Source organism: Brevibacillus fulvus (assembly GCF_016908525.1).
Taxonomy (GTDB): Bacteria; Bacillota; Bacilli; order Brevibacillales; family Brevibacillaceae; genus Brevibacillus_G; species Brevibacillus_G fulvus.
Window position 1 is genome coordinate 23,005 of the sequence record NZ_JAFBEB010000013.1, and the last position, 14,195, is coordinate 37,199.

The window sequence follows — 14,195 nt, forward strand, 5'->3', positions numbered from 1 at the left end:
CTAAGTCACGTTATCCACCTGCAAATGGTCCCCACGTACGACTATCCGTGACAACATAATCAAGTGCAACATCGTGCACTTCCCGCGGTACCCGCTTGACGACTTGCAGCGAGTAGCCATATCCGATCAAAAGCGGCTTTCGCTGCAAACCGGCGATAAACCGGTCGTAATAGCCACCGCCGTAGCCGAGCCGGGCGCCCGCCTGATCAAAGGCGACACCGGGAAGCACTACTGCCTCCAATTCTACCAGATTTGCCGCCGGGCACAAAACAGGATCCGGTTCGTAAATTCCGTACGCTCCTCTTCGCAGCGCTGAAGCTCCCTGGTATACATAGGGAACCATTTTTTTCGCCGTCGGATCGGTTACGGGCAGCCATACGGTTTGACCGCGCTGCATGGCCCGCTCGATAAACGGCAGCGTGTCGATCTCCTGTCGAAACGGGTAAAACAGCATGATGGTTCGGCAAGCGGCAAGCGGTTTTAGCGCAAGCAATCTTTCAGCAGCAAGAGATGAGGCACACGCCCGTTCATCCGGCAACAGGGAAGACAATTCCGCCAGTTTCTGTTTGCGCAGCTCTGCTTTTGCTTCGACTCGATCCATCCCTATCACCTTTTTCCCCAAAAATAAAACAATGTTTCCAAGAATGCTCCGTGTGAAACACGTCCTTCTCACTTGTCCCTACCCTGTGCTTACGATACACTGAAATGAAGAGAATCTCTTGAGGTGAAACCATGATTTTACTGCAAGCGGAAAACATCCAAAAAGCATACGGTGTTGAAGTTATTTTACAAGATATTTCCCTTCAGATACAAACAGGCGAACGAGTTGGTCTGGTCGGTGTAAACGGCGCCGGCAAATCAACGTTGCTGAAAATATTGGCGGGGGAACTCAGCTACGATTCCGGCGCGATTCGTATCCCCAAAGACGTGACCATTGGCTATCTCGCTCAGGACAGCGGGCTGGAATCTGAACAAACGATCTGGAATGAAATGCTCTCCGTCTTCAGCCATTTGCAGCAGGAGGAACAAGAACTGCGCAAATTGGAAGCGAAAATGGGCGAAGCGGATGTGCTGGCCAATGAAAAGCTGTTCCAGCAAATCACCGAGGATTACTCCCGGCGTATGGAAGCTTTTAAGGAAAAAGGCGGGTACAGCTACGAGGCGAGCATTCGCGGAGTGCTGCACGGCTTGCGCTTTGCCGATTTGGACTACCAGACGCCGATTCACGTGCTGAGCGGCGGGCAAAAGACAAGGCTGGCCCTGGCAAAATTGCTGTTGCAAGAGCCGACGCTCTTATTGCTCGACGAACCGACCAACTATTTGGACATCGAAACATTGACGTGGTTGGAAAATTATTTGCAGAACTACCCGGGGGCGATTTTGGTTGTATCCCACGATCGCTATTTTCTTGATCGGCTGGTTACGGTAGTGTATGAGATCGAACGAACCCGCGCCACTCGTTATCCCGGCAACTACAGTCATTTTCTCGATTTGAAAGCGGAAAAGCTGGAGCAAGAGCTGAAGCGGTTTGACAAGCAGCAGGAGGAGATCGCCAAACTGGAGGATTTTATCGCCCGCAATCTGGCGCGCGCCTCGACAACAAAACGCGCGCAAAGCCGCCGCAAGACGTTGGAAAAAATGGAGCGGCTGGAGAAGCCAATCGCACAGCAAAAGTCGGCCAATTTTTCGTTTGATATTGTCAAAATGAGCGGCAATGTCGTGTTGAAAGTAAATCAGCTGAGCGTAGGGTATGCCGGAAAACCGCTGTCCCGCAATCTTCTGTTTGAGCTTGAACGGGAAGAACGGGTGGCGCTGGTCGGCCCCAACGGGATCGGCAAATCGACTTTGTTAAAAACGATCGTCGGCGAACTTGCCCCCTTGAGCGGTTCGTTCCAGCTCGGCAGCAATGTTTCCATCGGCTACTATGACCAGGAGCACCGCAATTTGCATGAAAACAAGACCGTTTTAACGGAGATTTGGGATGACTACCCCAATATGTTGGAACGGGATGTACGCACGCTGTTGGGGAATTTTCTGTTCAGCGGCGATGATGTGCAAAAACGCATCCACGAATTGTCCGGCGGGGAACGGGCGCGTGTCTCCCTGGCCAAGCTGATGTTGAAGCAAGCCAACTTCTTGATCTTTGACGAACCGACCAACCATCTGGATATTTACAGCAAAGAAGTATTGGAAAACGCGCTGGTCGATTATCCGGGGACCATTTTGTTTGTGTCCCACGACCGCTATTTTCTCAATCGTATTGCTTCGCGCGTGCTGGAACTGTCTCCCGAAGGAGTCACCAGTTACTTGGGCAATTATGATTATTACGTCGACAAAAAACAGGAACTGGCGGAATTGGCAGCGGAACAGGCCAGCCAAGTGAAAAAGGCGGGTACAGCTGCCGTGCAGCCAGACAAGTCTTCTTATGAACTGGACAAAGAAGCCAAACGCCGCGAACGGCAACGCTTGCGGCGGATTGAGGAGATTGAAGCTGCTATCCAGCAACGGGAACAGGCTATCCAACAGTGGGAAGAGGAGCTTTGTCTCCCGGAAATTTACAGCGACCATTTGCAAGCCAAAGAGCGAAATGATGCCATCGAGCAAGCGAAAGCAGAGATTGACGCATTGTATATCGAATGGAGCGAGTTGTCGGAGGCTTAATCCGGGGCGAATCCGATTCGCATCCAATCATCCCCCACCACCCCATCGCCCGCTATTGAGCTGGACTGTGCAAGTCGCATCTTGAGCATCTCGGTCGTCCGGGCACCATCAACAGGTATGCCTGCCAAAAAAGACTCCTTTCTTCAACCGAAAGGAGTCTTTTTTTCTGCTGTATGGTCAGGAGCAACAAGCTCGGCAAATCCCGAAAAGTTATCCACATGTGGATACAACGGAGTCACCAAAACAACGGTGTTTCCGCTATTTTTATCAACAGGTTTATCCACAAATTCCACAACTTTTCCCACAAGTAAAGGCGTGACAAAACAACAATTTGTTATAGTTATCACCATAATTCACAATGTGCTTGTGAGTTATTCCATCGGGTTATCCATAGGTTGTGGAAAAGTGTTTTTCTCCAAAACGCCCAATGAAGCGAGGCAAACCGGGTATTGTGCATGACAAAAACCTCTTCCCGTTATTGCAGGGAAGAGGTCGCCAAAGGTAACCCGGGAACTCCATTCAGATCAAGGTCCGCAAAATCTTCTTTCAAATAACCGATATACCCGGCAGCAGCAATCATCGCCGCATTATCCGTGCAAAGGGACAACGGCGGAATGACCAGTTTGATTCCTTCGCTCTGGCAGCGTTGCACCAGCCGCTCCCGCAGTTCCCGATTGGCAGCGACACCGCCAGCCAGCAGCACTTGCCGGACTTGGTACTGCTTCGCTGCCCGCAGCGTTTTCTCCACCAGCACTTCGCAGACCGAATCCTGGAAGCTGGCAGCCATATCGGCCGGATTGATGGTGGTCCCTTTTTGTTCGGCATTATGCAGCGTATTGAGCACAGCCGATTTCAGTCCGCTGAAACTGAAATCATACGAATCCGCCTCCAGCCACGCCCGCGGAAGCGGCACGCTTGCCGTCCCTTCCTTGGCCAGCCGGTCAATTTCCGGACCGCCGGGATATGGCAAATGCAAAGCGCGGGCGACCTTATCATAAGCTTCTCCGGCGGCATCATCACGGGTTTCGCCCAAAATGGCAAAATCGCCGTGCTCCTTCATCAGCACCAGTTCCGTATGGCCGCCAGACACAACCAGCGCAACCAATGGAAACTCCATTTCTTCAACGAGCCGATTGGCATAAATGTGGCCGGCGATATGGTGCACCCCGATCAACGGGATTCCCCGGGCAAACGAGATCGCTTTCGCCGCCGCTACTCCAACCAGCAGCGCCCCGACCAATCCCGGACCATAGGTAACGGCAATTCCCGCCAAATCGTCAAACGTCTTGCCCGCGGCTTGCAACGCTTCTTCAATCGTCAGCGTGATGTTTTCCACATGACGGCGGGAAGCAACTTCCGGCACTACTCCGCCAAACCGTTTATGAATATCGGCCTGGGAAGCGATAATATTGGACAAAATTTTGCGGCCGTCTTCTACGACCGCGGCCGATGTCTCGTCGCAGCTTGTCTCGATTCCCAGAATATACGTTGGTTTATCCGATGCTTTATGCTTTTGCAAGGTTTGTTGGACACGCTGTTGATAACGTGTTCCCGCTTTCGTCATCATCGTAAATTCACCCACATTATTAATGCGTCCTCGTCATTATCGGAATAATATTTTTTGCGCCGTCCATTTTCCACAAAGCCCAGTTTTTGATACAAATTGCGCGCAACCGTGTTGGAAGGTCTCACCTCAAGCGTCATCCGCTCTCCGCCAAACAAGACGGCAGTCGCCATCATTTGGCGCATTAGTTGCTCTCCGATTTTTTGGCCGCGGAAAGCCGGATGAACCGCTACATTGGTTACATGCACCTCATCAAAAATGACCCACATTCCCCCGTAGGCAATCACTTTTCCCTGACTGACCGCCACGACGTATCTGGCATGTTGATTGATCGTCAACTCATTTACAAAGGCATCTCTCGGCCAAGGGGTGGTAAAGGAAAGCTGCTCCAATTCGCTGACCGCATCCACATCGTCGAGGGTCATAAAACGAAATTCCACGTCCGCCAGTTCAGCCATTTTCTTTCCCTCTTCCGCTTTTCTCGTCTGTGACATTTCTACTTTGTTGCGCTGTTTTTCGCCAGCCATTTGGCTTCCGCTTCGGCCACCTGCAAATATTCTGGCAGCAGGCTGTGCGGATCGTCCGCCTGTTCGATCCGTTCAATCGCCAGCCACCCCAGATGGGCAGCACGCGGATGGTTAAAGGCACTTGGAGCAAACAGCGCCCGCTCTCCCAACATCTCGACAATCGTCTCCCGATGCAAGGCGACGTCATCCCCCAGAAACAGCAACGGTCGACCGGCCGTTTCCGCGGCAATCAACGGCAGCCATTCCCGCAACAAAATGATTTGCTCCGCTGCCATCTCCGTCAGGCGGTTCATCCCTTGGGACTGATACAAAGCCGTATACACCTGCCCACGGCGGGCATCGAAACAAGGAACGATTCCTCCGGTGAACCCGCATGCATTGAGCGCTACCGCCTGCAAACTGGAGATGCCCACGACAGGAATCCCCAGAGACCAAGCCAAACTCTTGGCAGTGGCCACTCCGATTCTGACGCCCGTGTAGGAGCCCGGCCCTTTGGCTACCGCAATCCCGTCTAATTCCTGGGGAGAAAGCTCCAGTTCATCCAACAACAGCGAAATATTGTCCATCAGTCGAACGGAGTGATTTTTCCGAAGGTTCGTGGTCATTTCGGCCAGCACGCGCGATTCGTCCACGACCGCAACGCTTAAAACCAGATTGGAGGTGTCAATCGCCAGTACGCGCATTCAGATCAAGCTCCTCACACAATTGTATATACCGCTCTCCCAAAGGAACCAAACGGCAAAGCCGTTCTGCCGGAGACTGAACGTCCAAGATGACAGTCAGGCGCTCCGCCGGCAGCAAATCCTCGATCAACGAGGCCCATTCCACCACACAGACGCCCTCTCCGTAAAAATACTCATCCAGTCCCAAGGAATCGCTGTCATCTTCTACCCGATACACATCCATATGGTAAAGCGGCAACCGTCCGTCATATTCCTTAATAATGGTAAAAGTCGGGCTGTTGACAACCGCTTGCACCCCCAGGCCTTTCGCCAACCCTTGGGTAAAAGTCGTCTTCCCCGCTCCCAGATTTCCTTCCAGGGAAATAAAATCTCCCGGTCGCAGATATGCCGCCAGACGCTGGGCGAAATCGCGCGTCTCAGCTTCGTTTTTCAATACCCATTGGTACTTCTCAGCCATTCTGATCCTCCCCGGCCTCATCCTTGAAATGGTTGTAACCCGCTTTCGGCAACGGTCTTTCGCTTCCCTGCTCTGACAGCCATACGCCGGGTTGCCCCGCTTCCACCGTCCCCAGCAAATAAAACGGCAGCCCATGTTCGGCAAAGGCTGCAGCCAATGTTTCCGCTTCGGTTGCCGGAACCGAACCGATCAACTGATAATCTTCCCCGCCGTAAAACGCCCAGTCCAGCGGATTTTTCCCGACAGAAGCGGCATATGACCGCATTTCCTCCAGCATCGGGACTCGCTCGGCTTCGATGACAATCTTGCATCCGCTCGCTTCGGCAATCTCCCACGCTTCCGAGGCGAGCCCATCGCTAATGTCATTTAACGCCCGGCCCAATCCGCTTTTCAAGAGCAGCCTGCCCGCCTCCACCTGGGCGGTTGGCCGCTGATGCTGTGCGACCAGCGTCTGCCAGTCTGGCCGCGGCTCCACTGCCCGTTCGCGCCGGGACAGCAGCAGATCGAGTCCCGCCGCCGAGCTGCCGACCGGACCGGTCAAGAACAGGAGATCACCGGCTCGCGCCGACGAACGCCGCAATGCCCGTCCGCTTTCCACCTCACCGAGCAATGTGATCGACAGATGCAAGGCATCGGGTGTTGCAACCGTATCGCCGCCGATCATCCGGACATTGTAGAGCTTCGCCGCCTGATCGATCCCTTCATAGATTCGCTTGCATTCATCCGCCTGCCAGCCGGGGGACACGCCGATCGTCACCAGCGCATAGCGCGGAATGCCCCCCATCGCGGCAATGTCGCTGATGTTGCTAATCATCGCTTTATAGCCAATGTCACACGGACTCATCGTTTCACGCAAAAAATGCACGGTTTCAATCATGGCGTCACAGCAGGCAACGACTTCCATTCCAGCGGCAACGGAAAAAACGGCCGCATCATCGCCAAGTCCAACGCTGACGCCATTTCCCTCCAGCCCATACGAGCGGCCCGTCCACTCCCGAATCAAGGCAAATTCATCCCGTGCCACACTATACGCCCCTTTTCTTCAATTGTGTCCATTATACCTTCGCCCTCCCCGGGGTGCAAGAAACGAAGGAGCTTGCCAACCTAGTCAGCGAGCTGACGAAGCTTGAGTTTGCCTGCGCACCGTCCGCATCGATAGCGCGCCGGATTGACCTTTCGTTTCCGTTTATATGCCATGCCGCATTGCTGGCAGAGCAATTCGTACTTATAAGGCAGCGTTTTTCGCCCGCCGCTGACCTGCTGGCAGTAGCGGCTTCCGCCCACTTGCGCAAGCAGCTGCTTAAAATCACGGTCAGCATGTTTGTAGCCTTTTCCCGCCAGATGCAAATGATAATGGCAAAGTTCATGCTTGATGATCTTAATCAGCTCCTCCTCCCCGTGCTCTGCCAGATGTAGCGGATTAAATTCGACATCATGCGACCGTAACAGGTATCGCCCACCTGTCGTCCGCAATCGTTTATTGAACCGCGCCTGATGGGAAAAGGGCAAACCAAAATATTCAACGGAAATCATCTCGACGAGTGCTTGCAACTCCTGATCCGTCATTGTTCCTTCCCCCCATAATTGAGCAATTCTCTGTCCTTCTCCACGATACCAGCAATCATGCCGCAAGCTCAAGCAAAACGGCACGAAAGTGTGCTGCCGCAATTTGCCGCTGCAGACAGGTACCTTTGCCCGGTGTTGGGCATACATTGCCAGTAAAGCGAGACAGCAGGAGGTACAATCATGCCACAATGGATGCGTAAACAACTGCAACGAGCGTTTTTTGGCAAAGATGTGCGGCAAATTCGCCTGTTAAACAGTTGCTGGTTTTTATATTTGGAAAAACAAAGCAGTCCTCCTCAACAATAGGATGGACTTCTCCCCTGTTCATTTTGTCATTGACAGAGAAAAACCAGTATTTTACAATAACAAAAAACAATTCCAAATATTCTTATCCAGAGAGATCGAGGGATCTGGCCCTATGACATCTCAGCAACCTGTCGCTGACAAGGTGCTCCGTCCAGCAGAATTTCATTCTGAAAGATAAGAAGATTATTTGTGCAAACAAAACCTCTTCTATTTTCAGAAGGGGTTTTTTGTTTGTCCACCCATGGCAATTCAAGAAAGGGGTATTTTGATGGTAAAGACAAGTAATCTGGGCTATCCGCGCATTGGCGAGCATCGGGAGTGGAAAAAGGCACTGGAAAACTTCTGGAATGGGCAGCTGGCGCCTGAAACGTTTTTGCAGCAAATGAAACAGATCCGTCTGGAGCTATTGCAAAAACAGCAGCAATCCGGTGTCGATCTTATCCCGATTGGCGACTTTTCATTCTACGACCATGTATTGGACACAGCTTTGATGTTTGGACTTGTTCCGCAACGTTTTCAAACAAAGCGCTTCCCGGATGATTTGTCTCTCTATTTTGCCATCGCCCGCGGAGAGCAAGACTTGGTCGCGAGTGAGATGACCAAATGGTATAACACCAACTATCATTACATTGTGCCCGAATGGCATGGACAAGTGCCAAATTTGCTCAACAACCGGCCGTTGCAATTGTATTTGGAAGCGAAAACGGAGTTAGGCATCGAGGGGAAACCGGTGATCATCGGTCCGTTCAGTTTTGCCAAGCTTTCCAAAGGTTATGCGAAAGAGCAGTTTGCCGAGGTATTGCATTCGCTCGTCGCCCCTTACGCGCAACTGTTACGGGAATTGCGGGAGGCGGGCGTCCGTTGGGTGCAAATCGATGAACCGTCGCTGGTTACGAGCATAACCAAGGCGGAGATGGATTTGGTGTCTTCCGTCTACCAGCAGTTGCGCAATGAGGTTCCCGATTTGTCGCTGTTTCTGCAAACTTACTTCGCTGCCGTCAGCTTTTATGAAGATGTCGTCGCCCTGCCGGTTGATGGCATCGGGCTGGATTTTGTCGCCGGCTATGCCGGAAACCTCGAACATCTGCGCACCTGTTCCTTTCCACGCGACAAAGTGCTTGGCCTCGGGCTGATCGATGGCCGCAACATCTGGAAAACGGATTATCAGCAGGCAGCCGAATTGTTCGGTGAAGTGAAGCAGTGGGTGCCGCTGGAAAACATTTGGCTGCAGCCTTCCTGCAGTTTACTGCATGTCCCTGTTTCGCTGAAGCAGGAAACCGAATTGGCACCGACTTTGAAAAATGCGTTGGCTTTCGCCGAAGAAAAGCTGCAGGAATTGGCCGACCTGAAAGAAATCTTCCTGCAGCCAGAAAGCGATCGTTCCCTGCAAAAGCGGGAAGCCAACAAACAAGCGCTGCAAGCGTTGGCGCAATCACCGGAAAGAGCGGTTTCGCCCCATCAGCCTGCACGTGTCACAAAGAGAGCGGCGGCATTTGCCCAGCGGCAACCATTGCATGCCGCCAAGTGGCAGTTGCCGATTTTGCCGACAACAACGATCGGCAGTTTCCCGCAGACGGCTGACCTGCGGCAGACGCGGCGCTTGTGGAGACAAGGGCAGATTACGGAACAGGAGTACGAAACGGCCATTCGTGAAAAAATCGCCAAGTGGATCAAGCTGCAGGAACGGCTCGGGCTGGATGTGCTGGTTCACGGCGAATTTGAACGCACCGATATGGTTGAATTTTTCGGCGAAAAATTGCAAGGATTTGCCTTTACCCGCAACGGTTGGGTGCAGTCCTACGGCTCCCGCTGCGTCAAACCGCCGATCATCTTTGGCAATGTACGATTTGTTGAACCGATGACGGTAAAAGAAACAGTCTATGCGCAATCGTTGACCGAAAAACCGGTGAAGGGGATGCTGACCGGACCTGTAACGATCCTGAACTGGTCATTCGTCCGCAACGATCTCCCCCGCCAAGAGATCGCCTATCAGATCGCCGATGCCTTGATCGAGGAAGTACGGTGTTTGGAACAGGCGGGAATCGAAATGATTCAGGTTGACGAACCTGCCTTGCGGGAAGGCTTGCCGCTGAAAAGGGAAGAGTGGCACAGTTATTTGCAGTGGGCCGTGACCGCTTTTCGTATCGCCACCTCCGACGTTGCCAACTCTACCCAAATTCATACCCATATGTGTTACAGCGAATTTGGCGATATTCTCTCGGCGATCCGGGAGTTGGACGCGGATGTTGTCTCGATTGAAACATCGCGCAGCCACGGCGAATTGATTGCCGATTTTGAACAAGAACAATTTGACAAAGGAATTGGCCTGGGTGTCTATGATATTCACAGCCCGCGCATTCCCAGCGAGGCGGAGATGGAAAAAATTTTGGAGCGAGCGCTTTCCGTTTTGCCGGCACAACTGTTTTGGGTCAATCCCGATTGCGGTTTAAAAACAAGAAAAGAAGAAGAAGCGATCGCCGCCCTGGAGAAAATGGTCCGCGCCGCCAAAAAGGTCCGCGCCAAAATCACTATAACCCCAAAATAAACAAGAGCAGGCCATCCCACGGGATGGCCTGCCTTGTCAGCTTTCCGGATCGATCAAAGACAACCCGACGCGCTGTCTTTGCTCATCAATGTCTACTACCCACACATCGACGATATCGCCAACCGTAACAACTTCAAGCGGATGCTTCACGAATCCTTTCTTCAAACGGGAAATATGCACCAGTCCGTCATTTTTCAGCCCGATATCGACAAAAGCGCCAAAATCCACGACATTGCGCACCGTTCCTTGCAGCTTCATGCCAACGCGCAAATCAGCCAGCTGCAGCACGTCCTTGAGCAACAGTGGTTTTGGCAGTTCCTCACGCGGGTCGCGCCCCGGCCGGAGCAACGCTTCGATCATATCGCGCAGAGTCGGTTCGCCAATTCCCAACTGTTCCGCTGTCTGCGGCAAATCCAGCTTTTGCAGACGATTGCGGCATTCCTCGCTGCCAATCGCTGTTGGCTGGATACCGATCATGGCCAGCAATTGATAGGCAGCTTCATACGATTCCGGGTGAATCGGCGTTTTATCCAAAGGATTTTCCCCGTCCATGATCCGCAAAAATCCAATCGACTGCTCGTATGTTTTGGCGCCGAGACGCGGAACTTTTTTCAATTGGTTGCGATTTTGAATTTTGCCCAGCTCTTCACGCATTTTTACAATATTCGTTGCTACCTGTTTACTGATGCCGGAAACATATTGCAACAAAGATGCGGAGGCTGTGTTCACATCGACACCAACGTGGTTTACCGCCGACTGCACGACAAACTGCAAGCTTTCCGCCAATCGGGCTTGGGAGACATCATGCTGATACTGGCCGACGCCTACCGATTTCGGATCGATCTTGACCAGTTCAGCCAAAGGGTCCTGCAGGCGGCGCGCGATGGAAATGGCGCTTCGCTCGGCAACATCCAGCTCCGGAAATTCTTCTTTGGCCAGTGCCGAAGCCGAATATACCGATGCCCCCGCTTCGTTCACAATAATATAGAAAACTTCCCGTTTTACTTCCTTTAACACGTCCGCGATAAACTGTTCCGTTTCCCGCGAGGCGGTACCGTTGCCGATCGTGATGATCTCGATGGCGAACTGGTCGATCAGCTCTTTCACCTTGGCTTTCGCTTCGGCCACTTTGTTGTGCGGCGGCGTCGGATAAATCACGGTCACATGCAGCAACTTGCCCGTCTCGTCTACAACCGCCAATTTGCAGCCCGTCCGATAAGCCGGGTCTACGCCCAATACGACCTTTCCCTTGACCGGCGGCTGAAGCAGCAGATTGCGCAAGTTTTCCGCGAAAATGTGAATCGCCTGTTCTTCGGCCGTTTCCGTCAGTTGTCCCCGCACTTCCCGCTCGATCGAAGGGGCGATCAACCGCTTGTAGCTGTCTTCAATCGTTGCTTCCAATATCGCTCCCGCTACAGTTTTGCGGGTGATAATCCGCCGCTGCAGATAGGAGAGAATATCCTGGACAGGTGATTCAATCGTCACCTTGAGGATGCCTTCCTTTTCGCCGCGATTGATCGCCAGTACGCGGTGCGGCACGATCTTCTTCAACGGCTCACTGAAGCTGTAATACATCTGGTACACATTTTTGCCGTCCTGTTCCTCTTCCTTTTGTTCAGTGACCAGCCTGCCTTTGTCGAACGTGGTTGACCGTATCCATTTGCGGTGTTCGGCATCGTCGGAGATTCGTTCAGCAATGATATCCATCGCTCCCTGAAGCGCTTCTTCCGCCGTTTCCACACCCTTCTTTGCATCAACATAGGCTTGCGCCTGCTCCAGCGGTTCTCCACGCTCCGGCAGGCTCAACAAATAGTCCGCGAGCGGTTCCAGCCCTTTCTCCTTGGCAACCGTCGCCCGCGTCCGTCTTTTTTGCCGATAGGGCCGATACAAATCCTCCACTTCCTGCAGTTTGGTCGCTGCTTCGATCGACTTTTGCAGGTCGTCGGTCAGTTTCCCCTGTTCCGCAATCAGTCGAAGCACTTCCTCCTTGCGCAAAGACAAGTTTCGCAAATATTGCACGCGTTCTTCCACTGCACGGATCTGGGTTTCATCCAGCTGTCCGGTCATTTCTTTCCGATAACGGGCAATAAACGGAACCGTATTTCCTTCATCAAGCAGAGCAATTGTTTGCGCCACCTGTTGTTCCTTGACAGAAAGCTCCCGAGCTATCATTTGCGTCATCCGCTTTATATCCATCGGCCATATCCTCCCCGCAAAAATATCGCTGTATTATTGTACCATAAACAAAAAAACGGCGAATTCCCCTCGCCGTCAGCCTTGTTCGCGCTTTCTTCCGCCTATTTGTTTTTCTTCGTTGTGCAGGGCCACGCGCAGTTTGGCCAGCGCCCTGCGCTGCAATCGCGAGACATGCATTTGTGAAATTCCCAGCAGATCTCCCACCTGCTTTTGACTTAAATTATCATAAAAGGTGAGCTGAATGATTTCTTTTTCCCGCTCAGACAGTTGTGTCAGCACTTTGCCGAGCATCAGCGTTTGCTCGATTTGGTGATAACCGCCGTCTACTTCGCCAATTTGATCAAGCAAGGTGATCGTTCCGCCGTCCTGGTCGGCGTCCAATTCCACATCGATGGACAAAGCATGGTAACTCCGCCCCATTTCCATTGTCTCCAGCACTTCCTCTTCCGTAATCCCCATTTTTTGCGCAATTTCCGCAATCTGCGGGGATCGTTGCAAAACAATCGTCAACTCGTCGACGGTTCGCTTCAGTTGAGGAGTCCGTTCCTTGATGCGACGGGGAACATGCACGCTCCATGTTTTATCGCGAATGTATCGTTTTATTTCCCCGACAATCGTCGGAATGGCAAAACTTTCAAACCCGTAACCATATTCCGGATCATAGCGCCGAAACGAAGCGAGTAACCCAATCATCCCGACTTGCACCAAATCCTCCATGGAGTCCTGGCCGCGGGCAAATTTTACGGCAAGTGATTCAACCAATGATCGATAATGGCTCACGAGTTGTGCCTGGATTTCTGCCGTAGGATTTTCCCGATAGCCAGCGAGCAACTGACGCGCTTCTTCTTTATTCACTTTCCAGTTGCGAGAACCCGCCGACATTTCTTGGCACCCCATCTAGTTGCAAATACTTGGTCATCGAGACAACGACCCCGGCTTCGCTGCTTATCTTTACTTCATCCATCAAGCTATGAATCAGAAACAGACCCAGACCGCCTTCTTTCAGATCCTCAATGCTTGCTTCTTGATTGATTGGTCCCATTTCGGAAACAATGTCAGAAAAGTCAAAACTGTTTCCTTGATCTGCGACAACAATGACCAGCCGGTCGGGATACAACATACCGTGAAGGCGAATTTGACCCTTGGGTAAATTGTTGTATGCATGAAAGACAACATTGGTGCATGCCTCCGCGACCGCCAACTTGACGTCCTCGATCTCGTCATAGCTTAACCCGGCGCGGTTGGCAATGCCGGAAACCAACAAGCGAGCCAGGCCGATGTATTCCTCTTTCGCTGGCAATGACAGCTCAACTACATCAGCATTTTCCTTTGCGTACATTCAGGTGCTCTCCCCTCTTTCCCTTGAAATCGGGAGCAGTTTGTCCAAACCGGTAATCTTTAAGATCCGCTCAATCCTCGGCATCACTTTCGTAATTTTCAGTTGGCAGCCGGACTTGGCAGCCATTTTCAGCGCCCCAATCAGCACACCTATTCCCGTGCTGTCCATATAGGTTACGTTTTCAAAATCCAGCGTTACTGATTTGGTTGCCGCATCGGAGAGCGCTGAAGTTAACCGTTCTTTCAATCGCGGCGCAGTATATGCATCAATCTCTCCGTTAATCTGAAACAGATAATGTCCATTCTGACTGTCGCAATTTATCGTAAAGTTCATTCAGATCCCCCCATAAAG

At 52.1% G+C, this 14,195-nt stretch carries 14 protein-coding genes and 1 riboswitch; of the genes, 3 read left to right on the forward strand and 11 right to left on the reverse strand.

The window, feature by feature from the left end; all coding sequences use genetic code 11:
* Positions 1-10: 10 nt before the first annotated feature.
* Positions 11-601, reverse strand: a complete 591-nt coding sequence (locus tag JOD01_RS15770; RefSeq protein WP_204519273.1) for a 5-formyltetrahydrofolate cyclo-ligase — start codon at positions 599-601, stop codon at positions 11-13.
* A 131-nt stretch (positions 602-732) separates the two neighbouring features.
* Here JOD01_RS15770 and JOD01_RS15775 point away from each other — a divergent pair, with 131 nt between their 5' ends.
* A complete protein-coding gene (locus JOD01_RS15775) occupies positions 733-2,661 on the forward strand; it encodes an ABC-F family ATP-binding cassette domain-containing protein (protein WP_204519274.1) in 1,929 nt (642 codons plus the stop codon).
* A gap of 475 nt (positions 2,662-3,136) precedes the next feature.
* Here the strand turns inward: JOD01_RS15775 and tsaD are convergent, their stop codons facing one another.
* The 6 genes from tsaD to JOD01_RS15805 all read right to left on the reverse strand — a co-directional run bounded on the left by tsaD (position 3,137) and on the right by JOD01_RS15805 (position 7,458).
* Positions 3,137-4,228: a tRNA (adenosine(37)-N6)-threonylcarbamoyltransferase complex transferase subunit TsaD gene (gene tsaD, locus JOD01_RS15780; RefSeq protein ID WP_420829095.1), complete on the reverse strand. Its 1,092-nt coding sequence runs from the start codon at positions 4,226-4,228 to the stop codon at positions 3,137-3,139.
* Positions 4,225-4,683, reverse strand: coding sequence for a ribosomal protein S18-alanine N-acetyltransferase (gene rimI / locus JOD01_RS15785; RefSeq protein ID WP_204519353.1), 459 nt, complete (start codon positions 4,681-4,683; stop codon positions 4,225-4,227). The genes tsaD and rimI overlap by 4 nt, the downstream gene beginning before the upstream one ends.
* 38 nt (positions 4,684-4,721) lie before the next feature.
* Positions 4,722-5,435 (reverse strand): tRNA (adenosine(37)-N6)-threonylcarbamoyltransferase complex dimerization subunit type 1 TsaB, encoded by a 714-nt coding sequence (tsaB, locus tag JOD01_RS15790; protein ID WP_204519275.1) that lies wholly within the window; start codon positions 5,433-5,435, stop codon positions 4,722-4,724.
* Positions 5,416-5,892 carry a tRNA (adenosine(37)-N6)-threonylcarbamoyltransferase complex ATPase subunit type 1 TsaE gene (tsaE, locus tag JOD01_RS15795; RefSeq protein WP_204519276.1) on the reverse strand — a complete coding sequence of 159 codons (477 nt, stop codon included), beginning with the start codon at positions 5,890-5,892 and terminating at the stop codon, positions 5,416-5,418. Before tsaE ends, tsaB begins: the two co-directional genes overlap by 20 nt.
* A complete protein-coding gene (thiL, locus tag JOD01_RS15800; RefSeq protein WP_204519277.1) occupies positions 5,885-6,916 on the reverse strand; it encodes a thiamine-phosphate kinase in 1,032 nt (343 codons plus the stop codon). The genes tsaE and thiL overlap by 8 nt, the downstream gene beginning before the upstream one ends.
* 80 nt (positions 6,917-6,996) lie before the next feature.
* Positions 6,997-7,458, reverse strand: a complete 462-nt coding sequence (locus JOD01_RS15805; protein ID WP_204519278.1) for a SprT family protein — start codon at positions 7,456-7,458, stop codon at positions 6,997-6,999.
* A gap of 180 nt (positions 7,459-7,638) precedes the next feature.
* Between JOD01_RS15805 and cmpA the strand changes: the two genes are divergently transcribed.
* On the forward strand, positions 7,639-7,764 hold the full coding sequence (gene cmpA, locus JOD01_RS15810; protein ID WP_204519279.1) for a cortex morphogenetic protein CmpA: 126 nt from the start codon (positions 7,639-7,641) through the stop codon (positions 7,762-7,764).
* Between the two features lie 79 nt (positions 7,765-7,843).
* Positions 7,844-7,945, forward strand: a riboswitch (SAM riboswitch).
* An 87-nt stretch (positions 7,946-8,032) separates the two neighbouring features.
* Positions 8,033-10,309, forward strand: coding sequence for a 5-methyltetrahydropteroyltriglutamate--homocysteine S-methyltransferase (gene metE / locus JOD01_RS15815; RefSeq protein ID WP_275581966.1), 2,277 nt, complete (start codon positions 8,033-8,035; stop codon positions 10,307-10,309).
* A gap of 36 nt (positions 10,310-10,345) precedes the next feature.
* Here the strand turns inward: metE and JOD01_RS15820 are convergent, their stop codons facing one another.
* From JOD01_RS15820 to JOD01_RS15835, 4 genes are all read right to left on the reverse strand, one after another.
* On the reverse strand, positions 10,346-12,505 hold the full coding sequence (locus tag JOD01_RS15820) for a Tex family protein (protein WP_204519281.1): 2,160 nt from the start codon (positions 12,503-12,505) through the stop codon (positions 10,346-10,348).
* Between the two features lie 75 nt (positions 12,506-12,580).
* The gene (gene sigB, locus JOD01_RS15825; RefSeq protein ID WP_204519282.1) at positions 12,581-13,387 is read right to left on the reverse strand and encodes an RNA polymerase sigma factor SigB; all 807 of its coding nucleotides are present in this window, start codon (positions 13,385-13,387) and stop codon (positions 12,581-12,583) included.
* On the reverse strand, positions 13,353-13,844 hold the full coding sequence (rsbW, locus tag JOD01_RS15830) for an anti-sigma B factor RsbW (RefSeq protein WP_204519283.1): 492 nt from the start codon (positions 13,842-13,844) through the stop codon (positions 13,353-13,355). Before rsbW ends, sigB begins: the two co-directional genes overlap by 35 nt.
* On the reverse strand, positions 13,845-14,177 hold the full coding sequence (locus JOD01_RS15835) for an STAS domain-containing protein (RefSeq protein WP_204519284.1): 333 nt from the start codon (positions 14,175-14,177) through the stop codon (positions 13,845-13,847).
* Positions 14,178-14,195 lie beyond the last annotated feature (18 nt).